The organism is Microlunatus flavus, assembly GCF_900110855.1.
GTDB classification, from domain to species: Bacteria; Actinomycetota; Actinomycetes; order Propionibacteriales; family Propionibacteriaceae; genus Microlunatus; species Microlunatus flavus.
On the sequence record NZ_FOFA01000005.1, the window covers coordinates 182,957 to 208,690 of the forward strand.

The 25,734-nt window shown below is 72.9% G+C and carries 24 protein-coding genes; 11 read left to right on the plus strand and 13 right to left on the minus strand.

The window, feature by feature from the left end:
* Positions 1 to 30: 30 nt before the first annotated feature.
* Together folP and BMY04_RS13315 are read right to left on the minus strand one after the other, a co-directional pair.
* Complete coding sequence (gene folP / locus BMY04_RS13310) at positions 31 to 921, minus strand: dihydropteroate synthase (protein ID WP_198410141.1); 891 nt, start codon at positions 919 to 921, stop codon at positions 31 to 33.
* A gap of 60 nt (positions 922 to 981) precedes the next feature.
* A complete protein-coding gene (locus BMY04_RS13315) occupies positions 982 to 1,479 on the minus strand; it encodes a DUF4396 domain-containing protein (RefSeq protein ID WP_091181236.1) in 498 nt (165 codons plus the stop codon).
* A gap of 127 nt (positions 1,480 to 1,606) precedes the next feature.
* On the opposite strand from BMY04_RS13315, the gene BMY04_RS13325 reads away from it, so the two are divergent.
* Together BMY04_RS13325 and BMY04_RS13330 are read left to right on the plus strand one after the other, a co-directional pair.
* Positions 1,607 to 2,872, plus strand: coding sequence for a glycoside hydrolase family 3 N-terminal domain-containing protein (locus BMY04_RS13325; protein WP_170854126.1), 1,266 nt, complete (start codon positions 1,607 to 1,609; stop codon positions 2,870 to 2,872).
* Positions 2,873 to 3,198: 326 nt separating this feature from the next.
* Positions 3,199 to 4,167, plus strand: coding sequence for a ScyD/ScyE family protein (locus BMY04_RS13330; RefSeq protein ID WP_170854127.1), 969 nt, complete (start codon positions 3,199 to 3,201; stop codon positions 4,165 to 4,167).
* Here the strand turns inward: BMY04_RS13330 and BMY04_RS13335 are convergent.
* Together BMY04_RS13335 and BMY04_RS13340 are read right to left on the minus strand one after the other, a co-directional pair.
* Positions 4,160 to 4,510 carry a hypothetical protein gene (locus BMY04_RS13335; RefSeq protein WP_198410142.1) on the minus strand — a complete coding sequence of 117 codons (351 nt, stop codon included), beginning with the start codon at positions 4,508 to 4,510 and terminating at the stop codon, positions 4,160 to 4,162. The genes BMY04_RS13330 and BMY04_RS13335 overlap by 8 nt on opposite strands.
* Complete coding sequence (locus BMY04_RS13340; protein WP_091181247.1) at positions 4,507 to 4,923, minus strand: DUF3224 domain-containing protein; 417 nt, start codon at positions 4,921 to 4,923, stop codon at positions 4,507 to 4,509. The genes BMY04_RS13335 and BMY04_RS13340 overlap by 4 nt, the downstream gene beginning before the upstream one ends.
* A 257-nt stretch (positions 4,924 to 5,180) precedes the next feature.
* Between BMY04_RS13340 and BMY04_RS13345 the strand changes: the two genes are divergently transcribed.
* The 5 genes from BMY04_RS13345 to BMY04_RS13365 all read left to right on the plus strand — a co-directional run bounded on the left by BMY04_RS13345 (position 5,181) and on the right by BMY04_RS13365 (position 10,295).
* A complete protein-coding gene (locus BMY04_RS13345) occupies positions 5,181 to 6,074 on the plus strand; it encodes a carbohydrate ABC transporter permease (RefSeq protein WP_198410143.1) in 894 nt (297 codons plus the stop codon).
* Positions 6,071 to 7,006 carry a carbohydrate ABC transporter permease gene (locus tag BMY04_RS13350; RefSeq protein ID WP_091181255.1) on the plus strand — a complete coding sequence of 312 codons (936 nt, stop codon included), beginning with the start codon at positions 6,071 to 6,073 and terminating at the stop codon, positions 7,004 to 7,006. The genes BMY04_RS13345 and BMY04_RS13350 overlap by 4 nt, the downstream gene beginning before the upstream one ends.
* Positions 7,003 to 8,370: an ABC transporter substrate-binding protein gene (locus tag BMY04_RS13355; RefSeq protein ID WP_091181260.1), complete on the plus strand. Its 1,368-nt coding sequence runs from the start codon at positions 7,003 to 7,005 to the stop codon at positions 8,368 to 8,370. The genes BMY04_RS13350 and BMY04_RS13355 overlap by 4 nt, the downstream gene beginning before the upstream one ends.
* 77 nt (positions 8,371 to 8,447) lie before the next feature.
* Positions 8,448 to 9,812: a 4-aminobutyrate--2-oxoglutarate transaminase gene (gene gabT, locus BMY04_RS13360; RefSeq protein WP_091181265.1), complete on the plus strand. Its 1,365-nt coding sequence runs from the start codon at positions 8,448 to 8,450 to the stop codon at positions 9,810 to 9,812.
* 93 nt (positions 9,813 to 9,905) lie between these two features.
* Entirely contained in the window at positions 9,906 to 10,295 is a 390-nt protein-coding gene (locus tag BMY04_RS13365; RefSeq protein WP_170854142.1) for a VOC family protein, read from the plus strand.
* A 208-nt stretch (positions 10,296 to 10,503) separates the two neighbouring features.
* Here the strand turns inward: BMY04_RS13365 and BMY04_RS13370 are convergent, their stop codons facing one another.
* From BMY04_RS13370 to BMY04_RS13380, 3 genes are all read right to left on the minus strand, one after another.
* A complete protein-coding gene (locus tag BMY04_RS13370) occupies positions 10,504 to 11,922 on the minus strand; it encodes an aspartate aminotransferase family protein (protein WP_091181270.1) in 1,419 nt (472 codons plus the stop codon).
* Between the two features lie 64 nt (positions 11,923 to 11,986).
* The gene (locus tag BMY04_RS13375; protein WP_232506386.1) at positions 11,987 to 12,469 is read right to left on the minus strand and encodes an Lrp/AsnC family transcriptional regulator; all 483 of its coding nucleotides are present in this window, start codon (positions 12,467 to 12,469) and stop codon (positions 11,987 to 11,989) included.
* Positions 12,466 to 14,121 (minus strand): APC family permease, encoded by a 1,656-nt coding sequence (locus tag BMY04_RS13380; protein ID WP_232506389.1) that lies wholly within the window; start codon positions 14,119 to 14,121, stop codon positions 12,466 to 12,468. Before BMY04_RS13380 ends, BMY04_RS13375 begins: the two co-directional genes overlap by 4 nt.
* 136 nt (positions 14,122 to 14,257) lie before the next feature.
* Here BMY04_RS13380 and BMY04_RS13385 point away from each other — a divergent pair, with 136 nt between their 5' ends.
* Positions 14,258 to 15,508 carry a saccharopine dehydrogenase family protein gene (locus BMY04_RS13385; protein WP_091181278.1) on the plus strand — a complete coding sequence of 417 codons (1,251 nt, stop codon included), beginning with the start codon at positions 14,258 to 14,260 and terminating at the stop codon, positions 15,506 to 15,508.
* Positions 15,509 to 15,608: 100 nt separating this feature from the next.
* Here BMY04_RS13385 and BMY04_RS13390 read toward each other — a convergent pair whose 3' ends face one another.
* Positions 15,609 to 16,454 (minus strand): SDR family oxidoreductase, encoded by an 846-nt coding sequence (locus BMY04_RS13390; protein ID WP_091181280.1) that lies wholly within the window; start codon positions 16,452 to 16,454, stop codon positions 15,609 to 15,611.
* 62 nt (positions 16,455 to 16,516) lie between these two features.
* Here BMY04_RS13390 and BMY04_RS13395 point away from each other — a divergent pair, with 62 nt between their 5' ends.
* Positions 16,517 to 17,473 carry a helix-turn-helix transcriptional regulator gene (locus tag BMY04_RS13395; RefSeq protein WP_091181283.1) on the plus strand — a complete coding sequence of 319 codons (957 nt, stop codon included), beginning with the start codon at positions 16,517 to 16,519 and terminating at the stop codon, positions 17,471 to 17,473.
* Here BMY04_RS13395 and BMY04_RS13400 read toward each other — a convergent pair.
* Positions 17,445 to 18,917, minus strand: a complete 1,473-nt coding sequence (locus tag BMY04_RS13400) for a peptide MFS transporter (RefSeq protein ID WP_091181284.1) — start codon at positions 18,915 to 18,917, stop codon at positions 17,445 to 17,447. The two genes, BMY04_RS13395 and BMY04_RS13400, sit on opposite strands and share 29 nt — an antisense overlap.
* A gap of 46 nt (positions 18,918 to 18,963) precedes the next feature.
* On the opposite strand from BMY04_RS13400, the gene BMY04_RS13405 reads away from it, so the two are divergent.
* The gene (locus BMY04_RS13405) at positions 18,964 to 20,412 is read left to right on the plus strand and encodes an MGH1-like glycoside hydrolase domain-containing protein (protein WP_170854128.1); all 1,449 of its coding nucleotides are present in this window, start codon (positions 18,964 to 18,966) and stop codon (positions 20,410 to 20,412) included.
* Positions 20,413 to 20,460: 48 nt separating this feature from the next.
* On the opposite strand, the gene BMY04_RS13410 is transcribed toward BMY04_RS13405, so the two are convergent.
* Positions 20,461 to 21,684: an MFS transporter gene (locus tag BMY04_RS13410; protein WP_170854129.1), complete on the minus strand. Its 1,224-nt coding sequence runs from the start codon at positions 21,682 to 21,684 to the stop codon at positions 20,461 to 20,463.
* A gap of 91 nt (positions 21,685 to 21,775) precedes the next feature.
* On the opposite strand from BMY04_RS13410, the gene BMY04_RS13415 reads away from it, so the two are divergent.
* Complete coding sequence (locus BMY04_RS13415) at positions 21,776 to 22,339, plus strand: TetR/AcrR family transcriptional regulator (protein ID WP_091181295.1); 564 nt, start codon at positions 21,776 to 21,778, stop codon at positions 22,337 to 22,339.
* A 10-nt stretch (positions 22,340 to 22,349) separates the two neighbouring features.
* On the opposite strand, the gene BMY04_RS13420 is transcribed toward BMY04_RS13415, so the two are convergent.
* The 3 genes from BMY04_RS13420 to BMY04_RS13430 all read right to left on the minus strand — a co-directional run bounded on the left by BMY04_RS13420 (position 22,350) and on the right by BMY04_RS13430 (position 25,717).
* Positions 22,350 to 23,801: a gamma-aminobutyraldehyde dehydrogenase gene (locus BMY04_RS13420; protein ID WP_091181299.1), complete on the minus strand. Its 1,452-nt coding sequence runs from the start codon at positions 23,799 to 23,801 to the stop codon at positions 22,350 to 22,352.
* Between the two features lie 60 nt (positions 23,802 to 23,861).
* Positions 23,862 to 24,680 (minus strand): AraC family transcriptional regulator, encoded by an 819-nt coding sequence (locus BMY04_RS13425; RefSeq protein WP_091181303.1) that lies wholly within the window; start codon positions 24,678 to 24,680, stop codon positions 23,862 to 23,864.
* Between the two features lie 74 nt (positions 24,681 to 24,754).
* Positions 24,755 to 25,717, minus strand: a complete 963-nt coding sequence (locus BMY04_RS13430; protein WP_091181307.1) for a phytanoyl-CoA dioxygenase family protein — start codon at positions 25,715 to 25,717, stop codon at positions 24,755 to 24,757.
* Between the last annotated feature and the right edge of the window lie 17 nt (positions 25,718 to 25,734).

Here is a 25,734-nt window from a genome sequence, read left to right on the forward strand (position 1 = left end):
AGGAGCACCGACAGGCGGCCGTGCTCGGCGTCAGTCGAGGTTGTGCCGCAGCCCCGTGGGCTCGCGCAGGCCGAGCACCGCCTCGAGCATCCGCGCCGCGGCGACGGACGCGGCCACGTCGTGCATGCGCAGGACGCGCGCGCCGCCCAGCACGCAGGCCGAGGCGGCGGCGAGCGAGGGTGCCAGCCGCTCCGGCTTCGGCAGCCCGGTGGCCTCGCCCACGAAGTCCTTGTTGGACACGGCCGCCAGCAGCGGGAGGCCGAGGTCGGCGATCTCGGGCAGCCGGCGGGTGAGCTCCAGGCTGTGGAGGGTGTTCTTGTTCAGGTCGTGCCCCGGGTCGACGACGATGCGGTCCTCGGGCACCCCCCGGTCGCACGCCGCCTGGACGCGGTCGGCCAGGTAGGCCTTCACCTCGTCCACCACGTCGTCGTAGCGCGGGCGGCGCAGGTGGGTGCGCGGCGCGGCCAGGCTGTGGGTGATGACGACGGCGGCCCCGGTCTCGGCGATCACGTCGGCGAGCTCCGGGTCGCGGAGCCCCGTCGTGTCGTTGACGACCAGGGCGCCCGCCGCCAGCGCCTGCCGCGCCACCTCGGGCCGGTAGGTGTCGACGGACAGCACCACGTCGGTGAGCGCCCGGGCGCCGGCCACGACCGGGACGACGCGGTCCACCTCCTCCTCGACCGACACGTCCGCGGCGTCCGGGGAGAACGGCACGCCCCCGACGTCGACCCAGTCGGCGCCGGCCTCGGCCGCCGCCCGGACGGCGTCGACGGCGCGGTCGAGGCCGTACGTACGTCCCTGGTCGTAGAAGGAGTCGGGCGTGCGGTTGACGATGCCCATGGTCAGGACGCGGCGCGAGAAGTCCGTGCTCCAGCCGCCCCAGGTCACGCGCGGGTGGCGCAGCGGCGGCAGGTAGACCACGGGGTCAGTGTGCCCGGGGCCCGCCGCCGTACGGCGAGGAGTGGGCCTCGAGGAGCCGGCTCAGTGGTGGTAGGCGTGCACGACCGCGTGCCCCTTGCCGCGCCGGATGAGGGCGCGGTTCACGGGGACCGTGACGGCGAAGGCGATCACCAGCGAGACGACGAGGCTGCCCCAGAACAGCAGGTCCGTCAGCCCGGCCTGCATGGCGCCGGGCACCGCCAGGACGACGAGGTTGTCGACGACCTCCATCGTCAGGATGGAGACCGTGTCCGCGGCCAGGGCGACGCCCACGGCCGCGCGCAGCGCGAGGCCGGAGCGCAGCACCGGCCAGATCGTCAGGCTGTAGCCGAAGAGGAAGGCGAGGGCCACCGCCAGCAGGATGCTGGGCAGGTTCGCCAGCCCCCACCAGGTCGCGAGCACGAGGCCGAGCACCTCGCCGATGGCGCAGCCCGTCAGGCAGTGCAGGGTGGCCGAGACCGCGAGACGGGTCAGGGCGCGACCGGTCGGGGCCTGGTCGTGGTGGGCCTGGTCGTGGTGGGTCTGCTCGTGGTGGGCCATGACGCTGCTCCCTCCTTCTGCCGACGAGGCGGCGCCGTCGGTCGGTGCGCCCAACGCGCGCGGCCGCGTCCGTCTTCCCCGCGCTCATCGACTTCCTTAGGCGCCCCCGGGCACCTAACCTCGCCCGGTGCGTCGCCCCGCCCTCGTCGCCGCCGCCCTGGTCCCGCTCCTCGCGACCGTCGCGGCCGGCTGCTCCGCCGGTCCGGTGCCCTCCGGCGGCGCCGGCAGCGCGCCGCCCGTGACCTCCGCGCCGGCCGCGCCCTCGACGAGCGCGGCCCAGACCCCCTCGCCGACGACTCCCAGCCCGTCCCCGACGCCGCGGACCACGCCGTCCGCGCCCGCCCGACCGACCTGCGCGTCGGTGGTGTCCCGCATGAGCCTGGCGGAGCAGGTCGGGCAGGTGGTCATGGTCGCGCAGAGCTCCACGCAGGCCAGCGCGGCCGGGCGACGGACCGTCGAGCGGCTGCACCTCGGCTCGGTGGTCCTGCTCGGGAACAGCACGGCCGGCCGCACGGCGACGGCGCGGCTGACGACGACCCTGAGCCGTGCGGTCGGGCGGGTCGACGGGGTCGGCCTGCTCGTCGCGGCCGACCAGGAGGGGGGCCTGGTGCAGCGCCTGCAGGGGCCGGGCTTCACCCGGATCCCGAGCGCCGTGGAGCAGGCCCGGTGGTCCGACCAGACCCTCCGGCGCCGCGCCACCACCTGGTCCGACGAGCTCGACCGCGCCGGCGTCGACCTCGACCTGGCTCCCGTCGCGGACGTCGTGCCCTCCTCGGTCGGCACCGGCAACGCCCCGATCGGGGCCCTGCGGCGCGGCTACGGGCCCCGGCCCGCGGTCGTCGCCGACAAGACCGTGGCGGTCGTCGAGGGCCTGCACGCCGGCGGCACCGCGAGCGCGGTCAAGCACTTCCCCGGCCTGGGGCGCGTCCGCGGCAACACCGACGTCGCGGCGGTGGTCGTCGACACCGCCACCACCCGCCACGACGCGCTCCTCGCGGGGTTCCGCGCGACCGTCACGCACGGCACGGACGCCGTCATGCTCTCCTCGGCGACGTACCGCAAGATCGACCCCGACCATCCGGCGACGTACTCGCGGACCGTCGCCACCTCGATGCTGCGCGGCGACCTCTCCTTCCGCGGGGTGGTCGTGTCCGACGACCTGCTCGGCCGTGCCCTGGGGGGCACGCCCGTCGGCTCGCGCGGCGTCCGGTTCCTGGAGGCCGGCGGCGACCTCGCGCTGGTCGGCGGGCTCGGTCCGGCCGAGCAGGTGCACCGTGGCCTGCTCGACCGCGCGCGCGAGGACCGCGCCTTCCGCACCCGGGTGGCGCAGAGCGCGACTCGCGTCGTCGAGCTGAAGAGCCGGCAGGGCCTCGCCTCCTGCACGCGCGCCTGAGCCTTCCGACGGTGCAGATGTACTGAGAGATGCATAGCGTCTCCTCAGTCGCCGCCCTACGTTCCTGCTGTTCGTGCCGTGTGAGTCCTTGACGCCGACGCCGGAACGGCTGTGATCTTCTCGGCGGGCTCTAGCCAGGCTCTCAGCCGCTCGGTACGTTCTGGACTGCAGGGGATCGAGTGATCCAGATCACGTTCGAAGGGGAACGCATGCTCGTACGTACACGCGTCGCGCTGGTCACGGCGACGGCACTGTCCTGCGCCGGTCTGCTCGGGGGGGCTCCCGCGACCGCCGTGGCACCGACGGCGACGGAGACACCGGCCAAGGTGACCGTGGTCGCATCGGGGCTCGAGGGCCCGCGCCAGCTGAGCGCGAAGGACGGCTACCTCTACGTCGCGGAGTCCGACGCCGCCCGGGCGACCCGGGTGCGCCTGTCCAACCGCGCCAAGCGGGTCGTCGTGCGCGACGTCCCCAACGCGCAGGGGGTGACCAAGATCGGGAGCCGCCTCTACCTGGCGGCCGGCGAGACGCCTCCCGACGTCCCCGTGCCGCCCGTGAAGGGCGAGACCAGGCTCTACGTCGCGAAGCCGTTCGCCAAGCCCCGGGTCTTCGCGAACCCGTACGCGTTCGAGCTGAAGTACAACCCGGACAACCAGACCCAGTTCGGTCCCGACGGCAAGCCGCTCGACGCGATCTCGAACCCGTACTTCCTGATCCCGCGTCGGGGACCCGGGTTCGCGCTCATGGCGGGCGCCGGGGGCAACGACGTGCTCGCGGTGAGCAAGAAGGGCAAGCTCACCCCCTTCTTCGTGCCGTCGGCGATCACCACCGGTGACTGCGCGAAGCAGAAGCAGAACAGCGACGCCGGGCCGAGCTGCGACCCGGTGCCCACCGGGCTGGCCTACGGGCCGAAGAGCCTGCTCTACGTGTCCGGCCTCAGCAGCGAGGTCCCCGGCGAGGGTCGGGTCTACGTGGTCGACAAGAACGGCAAGCTGGTCAAGACGCTGACCGGCTTCGACTCCCCGACCGGCGTCGCGGTGGCCCCGGACGGGACGATCTACGTCTCCGAGGCGCTCGCCGGGTTGGCGGGTCCGCCTCCGATCGACGACACGGTCGGGCGGATCGTCAAGGTCGCTCCGGACGGCAAGCGCACCGTCGCGCAGGTCAGCCAGCCCACCGGTCTGCTCTGGAGCGGAGGCAAGCTCTACGCGTCGACGCGGGCGCTGTACGGCGCGTTCAACCAGCAGCCGGGCAAGGGCCAGGTCGTCTCGGTCGACCTCGCCTCCTTCAAGTAGCCGACCGCTTCGGCGCCTTGCCCCGCCACGCGAGGGAACGGGCGTCGAGCTCACGCAGCAGGGGGTCGCCCTCGACGAGCAGCCGCTCGCCGAGGGCGACCGCCCCCGCCAGCCGGGCGTCGTCCAGCTGGCGGTAGGCCGCCCCGGCCCGCCGGTCGAGGTGGTCGTACCAGCGCCCGCCGACCGCGTCGTCGAGCAGGACACGCCCGAAGCAGTGGTTGAGCCGCAACGTCCAGCGACCCTCGCGCGCGGCTGCCGGCAGCGCGTCGTCGACCAGCTCGCGGTAGCGCCGCAGCAGCGTGTCCCGCGGCCCGCGCTCCTCCTCGCCCATCCGTCCGCTCACCCGGGCGTCAGCTCCCAGTCGAACCACACCCGGTGGGTGCCGTCCTCGTCCACCGTCATCCCGCCGGTGCCGGCGATGTCCGCCAGGTCGCCGGTGCCGCTGCCCCGGGCGATGGTGAAGTGCTCGCCGTAGCGGTCCTGCCCGTGCGTCGAGGCCGCGTGCAGGAAGACGAACGTCCCCGTCCGGCCGCCGAGACTGCCCTCGAACGACTCGACCGCGACGTACGCGCCCGCGCCGCCCGGCCCCTGGCCGCCGCTGAACAGGGTCGCCGAGCGACCGTCCACCGCGCCGGCGTACCGCTTCTCCATCGTCGCCACGCCGACCGGCATGGCCGTCGTCACCGCGATCGGCGGCTCCAGCGCCAGCGGCGTGAACGACACCACCTCGAACGTCCCATCGGACCGCTCAGCCACGGGTCCTCCCCTCGTCAGCGACAGCGTGGCAGAGGGTTCCGACAGCTCCCGGCCGGCTCCGGGGCGCTGTGAGCCAGGTCACGAGCGGCGTATACCCTGCGGGCGTCGGGTGGCAGCACCGTCGCGCCGCTCAGCGAGGAGGCTCGATGACGAGTCCGGCAGCCACGGCGACCGGTCGTGCCGCTCCCCCGCGCGAACGGACCGCACCCGGGACGGCGTCGTCCGCGCCCCGCTCGAGACGCCGGGCGCGGCAGCGCATGAGCTCCGCCGAACGCCGCCGCCTCCGCACGGGGCTGCTCTTCGTGTCCCCGTGGATCGTCGGCGTGCTGGCCTTCGTGATCTACCCGCTCGTCTACTCCTTCGTCATCAGCCTGACGCGCTACTCGGGCATGCAGACGCCGACCTTCGTCGGGTTCCAGAACTACGTCGCGGCCTTCACCGACCCCCTCGTGCGCACGTCGACGGGCAACACGCTCTTCTACGCCGGGCTCGCCGTGCCGGTCGGCCTCGTCGTCGCCGTGGTGCTGGCCCTGTGCATGAACCGCAACGTGCGCGAGGTCGCCGTCTACCGCGCCGCGCTCTACGTCCCCTCGCTGGTGCCGGCGTTCGCCCTCGCGTTCATCTTCGCGGTCTTCGTGAACCCGCAGTTCGGCCTGGTCAGCCGCCTGCTCGCCCTGACCGGCCGGCAGAACGTGGACCTCCTGCAGGACCCGACGACGGCCAAGATCGTCATCGTCACGATGGCTCAGCTCGGCGCGGGCAACGCGGCGCTGATCTTCCTCGCCGGCCTGCGGAACATCCCCACCACGCTCTACGAGGCCGCCCGCGTGGACGGCGCCGGGCGCTGGAAGCAGCTCACGTCGATCACGCTGCCGCTGCTCAGCCCGGCCATCCTGTTCAACCTGATCACCGGCATCAGCGGCGCGCTGCAGGTCTTCACCGAGGCGTACGTGCTGACCAACGGCAAGGGCGACCCCGACAACGGGACGTTGTTCTACATGCTCTACCTCTACAAGAACGCCTTCTCCTACGCCTCGCTCGGCTACGCCTGCGCGCTCGCGGTGCTGCTCTTCGTCGCCGGGATGATCTTGTCCCTGCTGGTCTACGTGCTGTCTAGGCGGCTCGTGCACTACGACGTGGCCGCCGGATGACCGCCGTCCTGGACCCGCGCGCCACCGCAGGGCCCGAACCGGCGCCGTCCGGAAGGTCGCGGCTGCGCCCGAGCCGGTCGACGGGCCGCGCGCCGGACGGGAGCACGTACGGCGGCTGGTCGGCGGTGCTCGTGCGCGTGGTGATGATCGCGCTCTGCCTGCTGTTCCTGCTGCCGCTCTACTGGATGGTCGCGAGCTCGCTCAAGACCAACGAGGAGATGGCGACCTACCCGCCGTCGTGGTGGCCGGCGGTCCCCCAGCTCGGCAACTACACCGACGCGGTCAGCACGTTCCCGTTCTGGACGATGTTCGCGAACTCGGTGATCATCACCGTCGCCTCGGTGGTGTTCGCGGTCGTGTCGAACTTCCTCGTCGCGTACGGCTTCGCGTGCGTCGAGTGGCCGGGGCGGGACAAGCTCTTCTACGTCGTGCTCGCCACCCTGTTCCTGCCGTTCCCGGTGACGCTGATCCCGATGTTCGACCTGTTCGCCAACCTCGGCTGGGTCAACACCTACCTGCCGCTGATCGTGCCGCACCTGTTCGCGTCGGCGTTCTACACGTTCCTGCTGCGCCAGTTCCTGCTGCAGGTGCCGAAGGACATGCTCGACGCCGCCCGGGTCGACGGGGCCGGCGAGTGGCGGATCGCCTGGCGCCTCGTCTTCCCCTCCGCGCTGCCCGCGCTGACCGCGGTCGCGATCTTCTCCGCCGTCGCGGCCTGGAACGACTTCCTCGGGCCGCTGGTCTACCTGCAGGACACCAAGGTGCAGACGCTGTCGGTCGGGCTGCAGTACTTCCGCTCCACCCAGACCGAGGACCTGCAGTACAACCAGCTGATGGCGGCGTCGGTGCTCGTCGTCATCCCGCTGGTGGTCCTGTTCTTCGTCTTCCAGCGCTACTTCCTGCGCGGGATCTCGCTGGGAGGGTTCAAGTGAGCGGCGTGACCGTCAGCCGGCGCCGCTTCCTCGGTGGCGCCGCCGCGCTCGGGACCGCCGCGGGCCTCGGCGGGCTGGCCGGCTGCAGCCGGGGCGAAAGGCCCGCCGACGAGCTGCTGCTGTGGGGCGTCAGCGGCGACCAGGTGCCCAACCAGCAGAAGGTGCTCGACGGCTTCACCGCCGCGCACCCGGGCGTGAAGGTCGTCGCGCGGAGCGTCCCGAGCGCCGTCGACGGTGACGCGACCCCGGTGATCACCGCCGTCCGGGGCGGCGACGCGCCCGACGTCTGGTACATGGACCGCTTCACCGGCGCGCAGTACGCGGCGATCGGGCTGCTCGAGCCGATCGACGACCTGATCAAGGAGTTCGGCGACGAGGGCATCACCGACGACTACCTGCGCTTCGGGGTGAACGAGCTGACCTACCAGGGCCGGCTCTACGGGCTGCCGGTCGGGACCGACGTCCGCGCGCTGTACTACAACAAGACGCTGCTGCGTGACGCCGGCGTCGACCTCGACGAGCTCGACCCGAAGAACGGTCCGCTCACCGTCGAGCGCGTCTTCGAGCTCAGCGGCAAGGTCACCAAGAAGGACGCGCGCGGCAACTACACGCAGATGGGGCTGGTGCCCTGGCTCGACCAGGGCTGGGGCTACACCTGGTCGATCGGCACCGGCGCCGTCTACTTCGACGACCGTGCGTGCGGCCTGGACCTGACCGCCGCGCCGGTCGTGGCGGCGTTCCAGATGCTCGCCGACTGGGGCCGCGACGCCGGGCACAGCCAGGTCAACGCGTTCACGAACTCCTACCAGCCGCCGACGAACGCGGCCCCCTCCCAGAGCGCCTTCCTCGCGGGCAAGACGGCCTTCACGGTGCAGACCTCGACGACCGTGTTCGGCCTGAAGAAGTACGCGCCCGACCTGGAGTACGGCTTCACGTTCCTGCCCGTGCAGAAGGCCGGCGACCAGCCGTACACGTGGTCCGGCGGCTTCTCGGTCGTCGCCCCCAAGGGGTCGCGGATGACCCGCGAGGTGTGGGAGCTGATGAAGTTCTACGGCGGCAAGCCGGGCCAGCAGATCTTCTCCCCCGCGACGAAGTCGCTGCCGACGCTCAAGTCCCTCTTCGACGAGCGGTCGCTGGCCGACATGAAGCCGTTCATCGACCAGCTCGAGTACTCCACGTCGCGACCCCCGATCCCGGTCAGCTCGCTGTGGTGGGACGCGCTGGTCCAGGTCCACAGCGCGATGAAGATCGGTTCGCAGACCCCGGCCTCGGCGCTCGAGCGCGCGCAGGCACGGGTGGGCCCGCAGATGGAGGCGTACTGCCCCTTCACCATGCCCGAGGGCTACGGCCAGAAGGGCCTCTAGCCGACCTCGAGGCCGGGCGTCCCCGGGCCCTAGAGTGGCTCGCGAGAGGCCGAGACGCCGAGGCTGCAGGAGGAACCGTGTCCGTGACCGACGACCAGGCTGGTCAGCAGACGACGCTCGGCGGGCCCGGGCTCCCCCAGGAGCGTCGGCTCGTCACGAGCATCCCCGGACCGCGCTCGCTGGAGCTCGCCGACCGGCGCAAGGCCGCCGTCGCGAGCGGAGTCAGCTCCTCCATGCCCGTGTACGCCGTCGCCGCCGGCGGGGGCGTCCTGGTCGACGTGGACGGCAACTCGCTGATCGACCTCGGGTCCGGCATCGCCGTGACCACGGTCGGCAACGCCGACCCGGCCGTGGCCGCCGCCGTCGCGGCGCAGGCCGTCCAGCTGACGCACACGTGCTTCACGATCACGCCGTACGAGGGCTACGTCGAGGTGGCCGAACGGCTCAACCGCCTGACGCCGGGCGACCACGCCAAGCGGAGCGCGCTGTTCAGCTCCGGCGCCGAGGCCGTGGAGAACGCGATCAAGATCGCGCGCCACCACACGGGGCGCACGGCCGTCGTGGCCTTCGACCACGCCTACCACGGCCGGACCAACCTCACCATGGCGCTGACGGCCAAGTCGATGCCGTACAAGGCCGGGTTCGGGCCGTTCGCGAGCGAGGTCTACCGCGCGCCGATGTCGTACCCCTACCGCGACGGCCTGTCCGGCCCGGAAGCGGCGAAGCGGGCGATCACGGTGATCGAGAAGCAGGTCGGCGCCGCCGACCTCGCCGCGGTGATCATCGAGCCGGTCCAGGGCGAGGGCGGGTTCGTGGTCCCGGCCGAGGGCTTCCTGCCCGCGCTGCAGGCCTGGTGCAACGCCAACGGCGTGGTGTTCGTGGTCGACGAGATCCAGTCGGGCTTCGCCCGCACCGGCGACCTCTTCGCCAGCGAGCACGAGGGCGTCGTCCCCGACCTGATCACCACGGCCAAGGGCATCGCGGGTGGCATGCCGCTCTCCGCCGTCACCGGCCGCGCCGAGATCATGGACGCCCCGCACGCCGGCGGCCTCGGCGGCACGTACGCCGGCAACCCGGTCGCGTGCGCCGCGGCGCTGGCGGCGCTGGACCACTTCGAGCACGACGGCCTCGTCGAGCGGGCCCGCGAGATCGGCACCCTGCTGGTCGACCGGCTGCACGCCGCCCAGGCGGCCGACCCGCGGATCGGCGACGTCCGCGGCCGGGGCGCCATGGTCGCGATCGAGCTGGTCGACCCCGCCACGGGCGAGCCGGACGCCGCGCTCACGGCCGCGGTGGCCCGCCGGGCGGCGGACGAGGGCGTGATCGTGCTGACGTGCGGGACGTACGGCAACGTCATCCGCCTGCTCCCCCCGCTCGCCATCGGCGACGACCTGCTGTCCGAGGGCCTCGACGTGCTGCTCGGCGCGCTGTCCGCGTCCTGACGTCGAGAAGTGGGCGGCGGTTCCGTCTCCCCACCGAGCGGGCCGTCCGGCGCGCTCGGTGACGCTCGACCAGAGAAGGTGGCTCCCGTGCAGATGAAGCTCGAGCTCGTGCAGGTCCCGGCCAGCGACGTGGACCGGTCGTTGGCCTTCTACCGCGACGGGCTGGGGTTCGCCCTCGACGTCGACGTCACCCCGATGGAGGGCATGCGCGTCGTGCAGCTCACCCCGCCGGGGTCGGCGTGCTCGATCCTGCTCGGCACGGGGATGGGCGAGGCGTCGTCGATGCCGCCGGGCACCCAGAAGGCCCTGCACCTGGTCGTCGCCGACATCCAGGCGGCGCGCCAGGAGCTCGTCGACCGCGGCGTCGAGGTCGCCGAGGTCGTCGACGTCGGCGGCGGGGTGCTGTACGCGTGGTTCAGCGACCCCGACGGCAACTCCCTCGCCCTGCAGGAGATGCCCTGGCGCACGGGCGAGAGCTTCTAGCCAGAACGCTCCCTGAGCAGCAGGAACGCTCCCTGAGCCTGTCGAAGGGCCCGGAACGGGTTGGCGTCTGCCTTCGCAGAAGAACGCCAACCTTCTCGAGGCCCTTCGACAGGCTCAGGGAGCGTCCCGCGCGTCGACCTGTTCGAGGCCCCCTTCGACAGGCTCAGGGAGCGTTCCATCCGCTCGACGAGCTCAGGGCGCGTACCCCCTAGATCAGCGCCCAGGCGCGGGTGAGGACGTCGCGCAGGATCGACTCCATCTCGTCGAACTGCTCCTGGCCGCAGACCAGCGGCGGGGCGAGCTGGATGACGGGGTCGCCGCGGTCGTCGGCGCGGCAGTAGAGGCCGGCCTCGAACAGCGCGCCGGACAGGAACCCGCGCAGCATCCGCTCGCTCTCGTCGGCGTCGAACGTCTCCTTGGTCGTCTTGTCCTTCACGAGCTCGATGCCGTAGAAGAAGCCCTCGCCGCGGACGTCGCCGACGATCGGCAGGTCGAGCAGACGCTCGAGTGTCCGGCGGAAGGCCGGACCCTGCTCGTGCACGTGGTCGTTGAGGCGCTCGGACTCGAAGACGTCGAGGTTGGCCATCGCGACCGCCGCCGAGACCGGGTGCCCGCCGAACGTGTAGCCGTGGCTGAAGCTCGTCGTCCCGTGCGCGAACGGCTCGAAGAGCCGGTCGCTCGCGATCATGGCCCCGATGGGCGAGTAGCCCGAGGTCATGCCCTTGGCGCAGGTGATGATGTCGGGCACGTAGCCGAAGTCGTCGCAGGCGAACATCGACCCGATCCGCCCGAACGCGCAGATCACCTCGTCGGAGACCAGCAGCACGTCGTGCTCGTCGCAGATCTCGCGGACCCGCTCGAAGTAGCCGGGCGGCGGCGGGAAGCAGCCGCCGGAGTTCTGGACCGGCTCCAGGAACACGGCCGCGACGGTGTCGGCGCCCTCGAAGAGGATCGCCTCCTCGATCCGGTCGGCGGCCCAGCGCCCGAACGCCTTGCCGTCGCCCGCGTACAGGTCGGGCGCGCGGTAGGCGTTGGTGTTCGGCACCCGGAACGTGCCCGGCACGAGCGGCTCGTAGACGGCCTTCAGCGCCGGGATGCCGGTGATCGACAGCGCGCCCTGGGTGGTGCCGTGGTAGGCGACGGAGCGCGAGATGACCTTGGTCTTGCCGGGCTTGCCCGTCAGCTTGAAGTACTGCTTGGCGAGCTTCCAGGCGCTCTCGACCGCCTCGCCGCCGCCGGTGGTGAAGAAGACGCGGTTCAGGTCGCCGGGCGCCAGGTGGGCGAGCCGCTCGGCCAGGTCGATCGCGGCGGGGTGCGCGTAGGACCAGAGCGGGAAGAACGCGAGGTCGGCCGCCTGCTTGGCGGCCGCCTCGGCGAGCTCGTGGCGCCCGTGGCCGGCCTGGACGACGAACAGCCCGGCGAGGCCGTCGAGGTAGCGCCGTCCGCGGTCGTCCCAGACGTACGCCCCCTCGCCGCGCACGATGATCGGGACCTCGTGGCCCTCGCCGTACGCCGACTCGCGGGTGAAGTGCTTCCACAGGTGCTTGCGGGCGGCGAGCCCGCGGTCCGTGCCGCGGGGCGTCGTGCTCGCCGCGCCCTGGGTGGCTTCCTGCGGGGTGGTGGTCATGCCGTGCTCCTTGCCGTGGTGCTCAGAGGTTCTTCGGGTGGGTCCGTGGGCCGGGTCACGCGCCTCAGCGCGTCCCCCAGTCGTAGCGCTGCCGGTGCAGCTTGAGGTAGAGGAAGGCCTCCGTGCTCGTGACGCCGGGCAGGCGCCGGATGCGGGCGAGCAGGTCGAGCAGGTGCTCGTCGTCCTCGCACACGACCTCGACGAGCAGGTCGAAGCTGCCGGCGGTGCTGACGAGGTACTCGACCTCCGGCAGCGCCTCGAGCCCGACGAGCGGGGCGCCCGGGTCGCCGTCCACCCGGATGCCGATCAAGGCCTGGCGCAGGAACCCGACCTGGGTCGGGTCGGTGACCGCCACCACCTGGATGACGCCGGCGTCCACCAGCCGCTGGACGCGCTGGCGGACCGTCGTCTCCGACAGCCCGACCGCCGCGGCCAGCGACGCGTACGACTGCCTCCCGTCGCGCTGCAGCATCTCGACGAGCCGGCGCGCGACCTCGTCGAGGACCGGGCGGCCCGTCGCCCGGCTCGCCGCTCCACGAGCGTTCACTGCTCCGGCGGGTCCTGCTGCGGGCGCACCGCGGTCGCGCCGGGCGGGAGGTTCGAGCGGTCGGGGCTGATGATCGTCGCCATCTCCCCAGAATCAGGCAGGGCGACGCGCGGCTGCTGCGTGCCGCCGTGCGCCAGCACCAGCTCGTCGGCCGCGCGCTTGGGCAGGGTCTCGCCGCGGAAGTACGCGGGGTGCAGCCGCTGCCACACGATCATGAGGACCACACCGAGCACCAGCGAGCCGATGCCGAGCACGAACACCCCGCCGATCCCGCCGATCGAGGTGTAGCCGTAGTCGGGCTGCGCGTACTGGTAGGCCGCGATGACGAACGCCGCGAGCAGCGACACCCCGCCGAGGAACGGGAACAGCCCGCGCATCACGAAGTGGCGCACGCTCGCGGTCAGCGTGCGGCGGTAGAACCACACGCACGCGAAGCCGGTCAGGCCGTAGTAGAAGGCGATCAGCAGGCCGACGGCCGCGATGGAGTCGGCCAGGATGTTCTCGCTGACGAGCGTCAGGCCGACGTAGAAGATGATCGAGATGATCCCCATCCAGATCGTCGAGCTGCTGGGCGTCAGGTGCTTGGGGTGGATCTTGGCGAACCGCGACGGGATGGCCTGGTAGGCCGCCATCGACAGCGACGTGCGCGCCGTCGGCAGGATCGTGGTCTGCGTGGAGGCTGAGGCCGAGGTCAGCACGGTGATCACGAGCAGGATCTCCATGACGTGGCCGAACGCGCTGTCGCCGAACACCTGCGTGCCGAGCGCGGCGAAGATGTCGTCGGCGTTGTCCGGGTTGCCGAGCCCGACCCCGGAGTCGCCCACGCCGGCGAAGGCGACCATGGCGATCGAGACGATGGCGTACGTCGCGAGCAGCAGGAGCGTCGACAGGATGGCGGCGCGGCCCGGCGTCTTCTCCGGGTCCTTCGTCTCCTCGTTCACCGCGACCGCGCTGTCCCAGCCCCAGTAGATGAAGACGGCGATCAACGTGGCCGTGACCAGGGCGTTCAGGGTGAGGCCGGACGGCCAGAGCCAGCTCAGGCTCGGGGTGATCGAGCCCTCCGGCGGCGCCGAGCCGAGCACTCTCGCGAGCGCGTACACGGCGAAGATCACGAGCACGACCAGCTCGATGCCGAGCAGGCAGTACTGGATCCGTGCGCTCAGCTCGAGGCCCCGCCAGCAGATGTAGGTCATCACCGCGATCCACAGCACGCCGACGACGGTGCTGGCCACGGTCGAGTCGGCGAGGTCGGAGCCGAAGAGCTCGAAGGTGTACGAGCCGGCGATCTGCGCGAGGTTCGCCATGACGATGATGTCGGCGACGATGATCCCCCAGCCGCCCATCCAGCCGGCCTTGGGACCGAACGCCCGTGCGGCCCAGGTGAACGTGGTCCCGCAGTCGGGCTCGGCCCGGTTCATCTCGGCGTACGCGACGGCGATGAAGTACATCGGCAGGAACGCGAGCAGCATGATCGACGGCGCCTTGATGCCGACCAGGCCGTCGCCGTTGGCCACGAGCACGACGTAGCCGAGGCTCGCCGCCAGGCTGTACGCCGGCGCGGTCGACGCGACCCCGACGACGATGCTGGAGACCAGGCCGAGGGTGCCGCTCTTGAGGCCCTTCTCCCCCGCGCCCGCGCTCACGCCTGCCACGTCCTCGACCGTGCTTGCCACCGAGCCTCCCGGGTGCGACTGGCGCCCACTTCTTTCCGAACTCGTCGGATGTGGCGCGGAATCCGTGATTTCTGGGAGTCTAGGGCTCTGATTCCGATTTGTGGAGAGGTCCTCGATGCGAATCCTGCTCATTGGTGCCGGCGGCGTCGGCGATGCCGTCGCCCGCATCGCCGCTCGTCGCTCGTTCTTCGAGTCGCTGGTGGTGAGCGACTACGACCTCGCCCGTGCCGAGCGCACGGTCGCGGCCGTGCGGGAGCGGCACCCCGACGACGAGCGGTTCCGGGCCGACCGGGTGGACGCGTCGAGCGCCGAGGCCGTGGCCGAGGCGGTCCGGCGCCACGGCGCGACCCACGTGCTGAACGCCGTCGACCCGCGCTTCGTGATGCCGATCTTCGACGGCGCCCGGCAGGGCGGGGCCGACTACCTCGACATGGCGATGTCGCTGTCGCGGCCGCACCCGGAGCGCCCGTTCACCGAGACCGGGGTCAAGCTGGGTGACGAGCAGCTCGCGCAGCACGACGCGTACGTGGCGGAGGGCCGCCTCGCCCTGGTGGGCATCGGGGTCGAGCCGGGGCTGTCGGACGTCTTCGCCCGCTACGCCGTCGACCACCTGTTCAGCCACGTCACCGAGCTGGGCGTCCGCGACGGCGCGAACCTCGCCGTCGCCGGCTACGACTTCGCGCCGGGCTTCTCGATCTGGACCACCATCGAGGAGTGCCTCAACCCGCCGGTCGTCTACGAGCGCGACCGCGGCTGGTACACCCTCGAGCCCTTCAGCGAGCCGGAGGTCTTCGACTTCCCCGGCGGCATCGGGCCCGTCGAGTGCGTGCACGTCGAGCACGAGGAGGTCCTCCTCATGCCGCGCTGGCTCGACGCCGACAAGGTGACGTTCAAGTACGGGCTCGGCAACGAGTTCATCGAGGTGCTGAAGGCGCTGCACAAGGTCGGTCTCGACAAGACGGAGCCGGTGAGCGTCAAGGGGGTCAAGGTCTCGCCCCGCGACGTGGTCGCCGCGTGCCTGCCCGACCCCGCGACGCTCGGCGACGCCATGAGCGGCAAGACCTGTGCCGGCCTGCTCGTCACCGGCACCGGCAAGGACGGGCAGCCGCGCAGGGTCTACCTGTCCCACGTCGTCGACAACGCCGACTCGATGCGGATCGACGGGGCGCAGTGCGTGGTCTGGCAGACCGCGCTCAACCCGGTCGTCGCCCTGGAGCTCCTCGCGAGCGGAGTCTGGAAGGGCACCGGCGTCCTCGGCCCGGAGGCGTTCGACGCGGTGCCGTTCCTCGACCTGCTCGCCTCCCCCGACGGCTACCACTCCCCCTGGGAGCTCAACGAGCTGGAGCCCGAGCCCAGCGCTCCCTGAGCCCGTCGAAGGGCCAGGGACGCTCCCTGAGCCCGTCGGGAGGGAACGCTCCCTGAGCTTGTCGAAGGGCCTCGTCAGAGGTCGGCGTCCGGCAACCACCTCAGGCCGCGAACTCCTGCGCGTGGTCCCGTGCCCACTGCTCGAGGGTCAGGCCGGGGCGCCCGAGCAGCGGCTCGACCGAACGGACCGGGTCCGGCTCGGCGACGGTGCCGGCCCAGTGGGCGAGCATCATCGACACGATGCCGGGGTCCACGCCGTAGCCCTCCAGCTCCGTACGGAACTCCTCCGGGGGCTGCTCGGTGAAGGTCAGCCCACGGCCGACGGCGCGGCCGATCGCGTCCAGCTGCTCCACCCGGGTCAGCGCCTCGGGGCCGGTGATCGGCACCACCGCGCCCGCCAGGTCGGGCCGGGTCAGGGCGAGCGCGGCCACGGCGCCCACGTCGGCCTCGTGCACCGGGGCCTGCGCCGAGGTCGGGTACGGGCCCCGCACCCCGCCGGTGAACACGATCGACCGGCTCCAGGCCAGCAGGTTCACCGCGAAGGTCCCCGGCCGCAGGATCGTCCAGCCGGCACCGGACTCCCGGACGGCCTCCTCGACCGGTGCGTGGTGGACCGCGCTCGCCGTGCCGTGGTCGCGCTCGTGCTCGAGCGCCGCCGCCAGCGACGACAGCAGCACGAGGCGCTCGACGCCGGCCTGCGCCGCCGACCGGGCGAGGTCGGCGGCGCCGTCGGCCGGGAAGACGAAGGCGCCGGTGACGCCCTCGAACAGCCCGGGCGGGGGTTCAGCGAGGCTGCCCTCCCGTACGTCGACGGCGGCGGGAAGCGCGGCGGCGGCCGGCTCGCGGGTGAGGGCGCGGACGGCGTGGCCCTGGCGCAGCAGCTCGGCGACGACGTGGCGGCCGACGTTCCCGGTCGCGCCGGTCACGAGGAAGGTGGTGGTGTCCATGACCGGCAGCCTCTCGCCCGATGCGGCAGGATCCTTGCCGCAGCCGAACTAGGGTCGGCACCATGTCCCCGTCGGCGCGGCTGCTGAGGCTGCTCGGCCTCCTGCAGTCCCGCCCGCGCTGGAGCGGGCCCGAGCTGGCCGCCCGGCTGGACGTCGGGCGGCGAACGCTGCGCTACGACGTCGCCAAGCTGCGCGAGCTCGGCTACGAGGTCGAGGCCGGGCCGGGAGTGGCCGGCGGCTACTCCCTGGGTCCCGGCGGCTCGGTCCCCCCGTTGCAGCTCGACGACGACGACGCCGTGGCCATCGCCGTCGGCCTCCGCCTGGCGGCCGCGACACCGGGACTGGCCGACCAGGCGAGCCTCGCCCTCGCCAAGCTCGAGCGGGTGCTCCCCTGGCGGCTGCGCGGGCGGGTGGACGCGCTGCGGACCTTCACCGAGGCCGTGCCGGACGCCGACCGCGCCACCGACCCCGACGACCTGGTCCTCCTGACCGCGGCCTGCCGGGACGCGCGGACCGTCCGCTTCGCCTACACCGCGCGCGACGGGTCCGGGTCGCAGCGGCAGGTGGAGCCGTACCGGCTCGTCCACCTCGACGGGCGCTGGCAGCTCCTCGCCTTCGACCCGGCGAGGGACGACTGGCGCACCTTCCGGCTCGACCGGATGCGCCTGCGCCCGGGCGCCGGCGCCCGCTTCGCGAGGCGGACCCCGCCGAGCGCGGCCGACCTCGTCGTGAGGAGCGACGCCTTCCACCGGCGCCACCACGCCGTCGTGCTGGTGGAGGCGCCCGCGGAGGTCGTGGCCCGGCGCGTGCCGTCGAGCGTCCCCGTCGAGCACGTGGACGAGTCCCGTTGCCGGGTGCGGGCCAGCGGGGAGTCGGCGCGGGCGCTGGCCCTCAACCTGCTCCTGCTCGACCACGACTTCACCCTCGAGCAGGCGTCGCCCGACGTCCTGGCGGCCCTCGCCGACCTGCGCCGACGACTGGACCCTGCGCTCAGCGCACCCCCGCCATCCGCGCGCTGATCCAGCGCCGGCCCAGAAGCAGCAGGACGCCGACGGCGATCGAGGCGGCGCCGATGATCAGGAAGTACGGCCTCTCGCTCGCGGGGTCGTAGAAGCCGGCGAGCGTCCCCGCCGTCGCGGTGCCGACGGCGATGGAGAGGAAGTACAGCGCGATCATCTGCGTGTGGAAGGCGGCCGGCGCGAGCTTGGTCGACAGCGACTGCCCGACCGGGGAGAGGCACAGCTCGGCGAGGGTGAAGAAGAACAGGATGAGCACCAGCCACAGCAGCGGGGTGCTGTTCGGCGCCCCGTTCGCGAAGGGCAGGAACAGCAGGAACGCCACCCCCATGAAGAGCGTCCCCAGCGCGAACTTCACCGGCGTCGGCGGCTGACGGTCCCCCAGCCGCGTCCACAGCGCGGCGAACACCCCCGCGAAGACGATGATGAAGACCGGGTTGATCGACTGCACGAAGCTCGGCGGCATCGTCCAGCCGAAGACGTCGCGGTCGAGACGCTGGTCGGCGTAGACCGCGACCACCGTGCTCTGCTGCTGGAACAGCGACCAGAAGACGGCGCTCGCCACGAACATCGGGATGAACGAGACCACGCGGCTGCGCTCGTCGGCGTCGATCTTGTCCGACGTCAGGATCACGGCGAAGAGGGCCACGGTGGCGACCACGGTGATGCCGACGACGATCGCCGAGAGCCGGCCGGCGGTGATCACGCCGGCCACGGCGAGCACGACCACGAGCAGCACCACGACGAGCGCGGCCGCGCCGTAGCGGACCCGCCCCCGCCGGTCGAGCGGGTTGGCGACGGCGTGGCCGGCGTCGCCCAGGGTGCGGCGGCGCAGCAGCAGGTACTGGGTGAGCCCGAGCGCCATGCCGACCGCGGCCAGGCCGAAGCCCCAGTGGAAGCCCTTCATGCCCTGCAGCAGGCCGGTCAGCAGCGGCCCCACGAGCGCACCGATGTTGACGCCCATGTAGTAGATCGAGAAGCCGGCGTCGCGGCGCGTGTCCTCCGGCGCGTAGAGGTCGCCCAGCACCGAGCTCGTCGTGGTCTTGAGCGAGCCGGACCCCAGGGCGATGCAGACCAGCCCGATCCCGACGCCGGCCAGCCCCGGCACGACGGCCAGCGAGATGTGGCCGAGCATGATCACCACGGCGGCGACGAGCAGCGTCCGCTCCGCGCCCAGCAGCCGGTCCGCCACCCAGGCGCCGAGGATCGCGGACAGGTAGACCAGCCCGCCGTACGCGCCGACGATCGACGTGGCCGCGCTCTCGGGGAGCGCCAGCCCGCCCTGTGTGACGCTGTAGTACAGGTAGTAGACGAGGATGCCCTGCATCCCGTAGAAGCTGAATCGCTCCCACATCTCCACGCCCGCGAGGTTCGCGAGGCCGAGCGGGTGGCCGAAGAACGTACGGCCGGTGCCCGGGCGGTCCTTCTCGACCAGTCCAGTGCTCATGGTGGCAGCGTCGCACGTCCGCGCCGCGCGGCTACCGTCTGTGCTCGTGCTTCCCTCTCGGCCGGACCGGCCGCTCGACCGCACCCGCCTGCCCGAACCGGTGCTCGACCGCAGCCCGGAGCTGGTCTCTCTCTACTGGACCGCCTGGGAGACGGCGTGGGGGCACGTCGTGGAGCAGGCGGGCGTGCCGCAGTCGCCGTACATGGACGAGGGCTTCGACCCCGCGGTCATCTGGATCTGGGACACCTGCCTGATGACCCACTTCTGCAAGTACGCCCCCGACCTCTTCCCGGGCGTCGAGAGCCTGCAGAACTTCTACGCGCCCCTGCACGACGGCACCGCGTCGGCCCTGCTGATCCAGCACCCCGACAACCCTCCCCTGCTGGCCTGGGCGGAGGAGGAGTACGTGCGCCACACGGGCGACCTCGAGCGCGTCGCCCGCGTGCTGGACGCCGGCCACCTCCAGCAGCACTTCACCTGGTTCGACACGGTCACGCCCGGGACGCTCCTCCCCGGCGCGGTGATGCCGACGGCCGTCGAGCGGCGGCCGGAGGGCTACCGCTGGGGCGCGATCCAGAGCGGCATGGACAACACGCCGCGCGCCGGCGAGGCGACCTGGTACGGCAACTCCCGCGGCGGGATCCTCTGGCTCGACGCCATGGCCCAGCAGGCGCTCTCCGCGCTGAGCATCGCCCGCCTCGCCCGCCTGGTGGGCCGGACGTCGCTGGCGCAGGAGTACGAGGCGCACCACGCGGACCTCTGCGCCGCGCTCCAGCACCACTGGGACGACGAGGACGCGACCTTCTACGACCGCCTCGAAGACGCACCGTTCCCGTTCCGGCGCGTCGTCACGCCGGCGGCGTACTGGCCGCTGCTGGCCGGCGCCTGCAGCCCGGAGCAGGCCCGGGCGCTGGCCGACCTGCTCGAGGACCCGCGCCGGCTGGGCGGCCCCGTGCCCTGGCCCTCGGTCGCCCGGGACGACCCCGCCTTCCGCCCCGACGGGCAGTACTGGCGCGGCGGCGTCTGGGTGCCGCTCGCCTACATGAGCGCACGGGCGCTCGCCGACCACGGCCACGCGGCGCTGGCGCGGACCGCGTCGCGAGCCCTGCTCGAGCACATGGCCCGCACCTACGCCGACCACTCCCCCTCGTCGATCTGGGAGGCGTACGCGCCGGTGGCCGCGGCGCCCGCGACGGACAAGGACGGCCGGACGTCCGTCCGCCCCGGCTTCTGCGGCTGGTCGGCGCTCGGGCCGATCTCGATGCTGGTCGAGCACGTGCTCGGCTTCCGTGTCGACGCCACCACGCGGACCGTGCACTGGGACCCCGACGGGGACGGCCGGCAAGGGATCCGCCGCCTGCGGTGCGGGGACACGCTGGTCGACGCGGTCGCCGACGGCGACGAGGTCGTGGTCGAGGTCGACGGGCCGATCACCCTGGTCCTGGCCGGGCGACCGGTGGAGCTCGGCGCCGGCCGCCACGTGCTCGCGCGCTGAGCACGCCCGCCCGGCCGGCACCGACCGGGGTCAGGCGTCGACCGGGGGTCAGGCGTCGACCGGGGCGCACGGCCGCAGGTCGGTCGCCCGCTCCTGCCGGCGTGTCCGCGCGGCCCCGACGGCCAGGGCCACGAGCACCAGCGCGACGTCCAGCGCCCCGTACGCCACCACGGTCGGCTCGAGCCCGAACCGTCCGACGGCCAGCCCGGCCGCGAGCGCCGGCACGCTGAAGGCGAGGTAGCTGACGACGTACATGGACGCGAAGACCTGGCCGCGCGCGGCCGCCGGCGCCGCCTCGCCGAGCGCGTGGACGGCGAAGCGGAACGCCGCGCCGAAGCCGAGCCCCGCGACCACCGACCCGACGACGTAGAGCGGGGTCGAGCGCACGAGCAGCGCCGCGACGGTGGCCAGGACGCCCAGGGCCAGCGCGGCGTTCCCCGACCACTGCTGCGAGCGGGGCGGCAGCGCGGTGGACGCCGCCGTGCCGATCGCCCCCGACACGAAGAACACCCCGAGCACGCCCCCGACGACGAAGTGGCTGCGCACCCCGAGGACGCTGCCGATGATCGACGACCCGAGCGACAGGTAGAGCCCGGAGAGCGCCCACGTGGCGACGAGCGTCGGCACCAGCGCGAGGAACGCCGGGCGCACCGTCGCGGGCAGGCCCGCGCTCGGCAGCAGCGCGCGCCACAGCGGTTCCCGCTCGTCCGCCGCGGGACGGCTGGGCTCGCGGACGAACCACACCAGCGCGGCCAGCACGACGTAGGCGGCGGCGAGGACCCAGAAGACGAGCTGGCGCGGCAGCGGGGCGAACTCGACGAGGGCGCCCGCGAGGACCGCGCCGAGCGCGATCCCCAGCGCGGGGACGGCGCTGCTGACCACCGAGCCGGTCCGCGGGTGCGGCGCCGAGTCCATGATCATCGCCGTTCCCGTGCCCGCGGCGGCCCCGACCGCGATCCCCTGCACCACGCGCGCGACCACCAGGCCGCCCGGACCCCCGGCCAGCGCGAAGAGCACCATCCCCACCGCGAGGAGGACCAGGGCGGCGGACGCGACCGGGCGCCGTCCCACCCGGTCCGACAGCGACCCGACCGTCAGCAGCGAGGCGAGCAGGGCGACCACGTACACGGCGAAGACGACGGTCAGCGCGAAGGCCGACAGGCCCCACAGCCGCTGGTAGACGGGGTAGAGCGGCGACGGCGCCGACGCGGCCGTGAGGGTCGCCGCCCCGAAGGTTCCGGCGACGACGAACGAGACGGGGCGGCTGAGCACGAGACCTCCAACGCTTAAAGCCACGATCGTGGCTTTAGCGAAGGTAGCCCACGGGTCCCGCTAAAGCCAACATCTTTGCCATAATGGCCGCATGCCTCCCGCAGCAGCCACCGGTCGGCCCGGCGGACGCAGCAGCCGGGTGCTCGCCTCGATCTACGACTCCGTCGGCGCGCTGGTCGGCGAGGGCGCCGAGCGGATCACCTTCCCCGTCATCGCCGAGCGGGCCGGCGTCACGCCGAGCACGCTCTACCGGCGCTGGGACGACGTGGACGCGCTCCTCGAGGAGGTCGCGGTGGCCGCCCTGACGCGGGAGGGCGAGTCGGCGCCGGACACCGGGTCGCTCGAGGGCGACCTGACCGAGTGGGCCCTCACGATCGCCCACGACATCAGCCGTCCGGAGCGGGTGCGCTACCTGCGCGCGATGGTCTCGGCCCGCGGCGACCTCGTCTCGAGCTGCCCGGTCACCGACCGGCGCCACGACCAGGCGCGTGAGGTCGTGCGGCGCGCGTCCGAGCGCGGGGAGCCGGCCCCCACCGTGGACCAGGTCCTCGACCACGTCGTCGCCCCGCTCTACCACCACGTCCTCTTCGCCCTCGACGTCGACGACGCGTACGCCCGCCGGCTCGTCGCCGACGTGCTGGCGATGGTGCGCTGAGGGCGCGGCCCTACCCCTCGAAGCCGTGGAACTGCATGACGTGCTTGACGCGCGTGTAGTCCTCCAGGCTGTACATCGACAGGTCCTTGCCGTAGCCGGAGTGCTTGAACCCGCCGTGCGGCATCTCGGCGACGAGCGGGATGTGGGTGTTGACCCACACGCAGCCGAAGTCGAGCCGGGCGGGGACCCGGGCCGCCCGGCCGGCGTCGCGCGTCCAGACCGACGATGCCAGGCCGTACTCGGTGTCGTTGGCGAACCGCACGGCCTCGTCCTCGTCGCCGAACTTCTGGACCGTGATGACCGGGCCGAAGATCTCGGTGACGATCGCCTCGTCCTCCTGCTGCACGTCGGCGATCACCGTCGGCGCGTAGAAGAAGCCGCGCTCGCCGACCCGGCGACCACCCGCCACCACGCGGGCGTGGTCGGCGACCCGGTCGACCAGGCCGGAGACGTGGGCGAGCTGGTTCGGGTTGTTGATCGGGCCGAACAGGATGTCGTCGTCGGCCGGGTCGAAGCCGGTCCGGGTGGCCTCCGCGGCCTTGGCGAGGGCGGGCACGAAGTCGTCGTAGACCCCCGCCTGGCAGATCACCCGGGTGGCGGCGGTGCAGTCCTGGCCGGCGTTGAAGAAGCCGGCCAGGCTGATCCCCTCGACCGCCGCCTCGAGGTCGGCGTCGTCGAACACGACCACCGGGGCCTTGCCGCCGAGCTCGAGGTGCGCGACCTTGAGGTCCGGCGCGGCCGCGGTGGCCACGGCGATGCCGGCGCGGGTCGAGCCGGTGATCGACACCATCCGGGGCACGGGGTGCGAGGCGAGCCGGGCGCCGGTGTCGCGGTCGCCGCAGACGACGTTGACCACGCCGGGCGCGAAGGCCTCCTGCGCCTTGCGGCCGAGCCACACCGTCGAGGCGGGTGTGGTGTCGGAGGGCTTGAGCACGACGGTGTTGCCGGCGGCGAGCGCGGGCGCCATCTTCCAGACCGCCATCATCAGTGGGTAGTTCCACGGCGTCACCTGCGCGACGGGCCCGCGCGGCTCACGACGCACCGACGAGGTGTGGCCGCGCAGGTACTCCCCCGACGCGCGCCCCTCGAGGACGCGGGCGGCGCCGGCGAAGAAGCGGAGCTGGTCGACGGCGACGGCCACCTCCTCCGACAGGGTCAGCCCGAGGGGCTTGCCGGTGTTCTCGACCTCGATCTCGGCGATCTCCTGGGCCGACTCCTCGACGAGGTCGGCGAGCTTCAGCAGCGAGCGCTGCCGCTCCGACGGGGTCGTCCAGCGCTGCGACTCGAAGGCCCGCGCCGCCGCCGCGAAGGCCGCGTCGACGTCCGCCTCGCCGGAGTTCGGCGAGGTCGCGTACACCTCCCCCGTCGCCGGGTTGACGATGTCGAGCGTCGCGCGGTCGGCGCTCTCCCGCTCGTCGCCGTCGATGATGTTGACGAAGCTCTTCTTCTCCGCCTGCTCCACGTCTGGACCCCTCTGCCGTGACCGGTGCTGCTCCGACCGGTGCCTGCGTGACCGATGGTCTCAGGGCGCCGACCAGCGTCGGCGCCAGGTCGTCGGCGTCGTGCCCGTGCGCCGGCGGAACTGGCGGGAGAAGTAGTACGCGTCCCCGAAGCCGACCCGGCGGGCGACCTGGGCGACCGGCAGCGCGGTGGTCGTCAGGAGCAACTTGGCCGCCTCGACCCGGGCGTCGAGCACCCAGGCGAGCGGCGAGGTGCCGAGGTGGCGCCGGAACAGCCGCGTCACCGTCGGCGGGGACACGCCCGCGGCGGCGGCCACCTGCTCGAGGGTGACGGGCCGACCGGGCTCCGCGCCCACCCAGGCGATCGCCCGGCGCAGCGCGAGCGGCAGCGCGTGGTCGTCGGCGGAGCCCGGGGCCGCCGGAGCCCCGAGCGCGTCGACCAGCAGCGTGCCGAGCGCGCGGGCCGCCTCGAGCGTCGGGGTGCCGCGGTCCCAGACCTGCGTGGCGAGCCGGGCGACGGTGCGCAGGGCGGGGTGACGCTCCTCCGACGTCACCCACAGGGCGCTCCCGACGGGCAGCGGACGGTCGGCGCGGGCAGCCGTCCCCGTCAGCGGATGCTCCAGGTGGTGCGGCACGGCCAGGTCGATCGGCTCGGACGCGTCCTGCCACGGCACGAGGTGCGCCCCGTGCACGAGGTAGGGGTCGCGGGCGTCGGGCCGGTAGCGCACCGCGTGCCCCCACGGCATCAGGACGAGGTCGCCCGGACCCAGGGCGAGGACCGTCCCGTCGACGACGACCTCGCCGCGCCCGGACTCGACCGCGAGCAGCATCCGCGACTCCACGTGCGGGTACGCCGAGTGCTCGTCCGGCCCGAACTGCACCGTGGCGGCGAAGGCGACCAGCGGGAAGCCGTCGGTGACCGCCCAGCGGCCGGCGGGCTTCGGCGCCTCCGACCTCAGCAGATCTTGTTCTTCTGCCAGCGCAGCTCCTCGTGCCAGTCGACCAGGCGCAGGCCCCGGTCCGCCCAGTAGTGCTGGAGGCCCGGGTCCGTCCAGCCCTCGTACACCTCGTCCCAGATCAGGATGTCGCAGTGCGGGCTGATCGAGCCACGGGTGATCGGCTCGTCGGCGCGCTGGTAGCGCATGTCGACCGACAGCCGGACGCGCTCGCCGAGCTGGTTGGGCATCCCCTTGTGCACGGTCAGGCTGTTGAAGGTCAGCACGTCGCCGGCGGCGAAGTCCGCCACGCCCCAGGCGCGGCCCGAGTCGCAGATGGCCGCCTCGAGCTCCCCGGCGCCCCGGGAGGCGTGGTAGGTCAGCAGCCCGTCGGCGTGCGAGCCGACCAGGACGGTCAGCGCACCCAGCTCGACGGGGCAGTCCCCCAGCGGGAACCACGCGGTCCACACGTCCTTGCTGCCCTGGATGTGGATGAAGTCCTGGTGCGCGGGCGTCGGGGCGGCCTTGCTCCCGGGGACCATGACCCGCGCGATCGAGAGGGGCTGGCGGATGACGTTCCCGCCGAGCAGCCCGTCGTAGAGGTCGAGCAGCGCCCGGTCGTGCCCGAGCGCGTGGAAGTCCTGCAGGCGGTAGATCTCCTGGTACGCACCCAGCGGCACCCCGGTGCCGCAGAAGGCCGCCTCGACCGGGTCGACGCGGTCGAAGGCCTCGACGTCGGCGATCCCGTCCATCGGGTCGGTGCCGGGGACCAGCCAGCCGTGGTCGGCGACGACCTGCATGATCTGGCGCCGGACGTCGAGCACCCGCTCGCGCCGCAGCAGCCCGCGGAAGAAGAGGTAGCCGTCGTCGGCGGCGCGGGCCAGCAGTGCGGCCGGGTCCCCCAGCAGCGCGCTGGAGTCCACCAGCTCGACGGTCGGGTTGCTCGACGGTGCGGTTCGCGTGCGCGGGGCCGTGGCGGTCACGGACGCCTCCTGGTGGT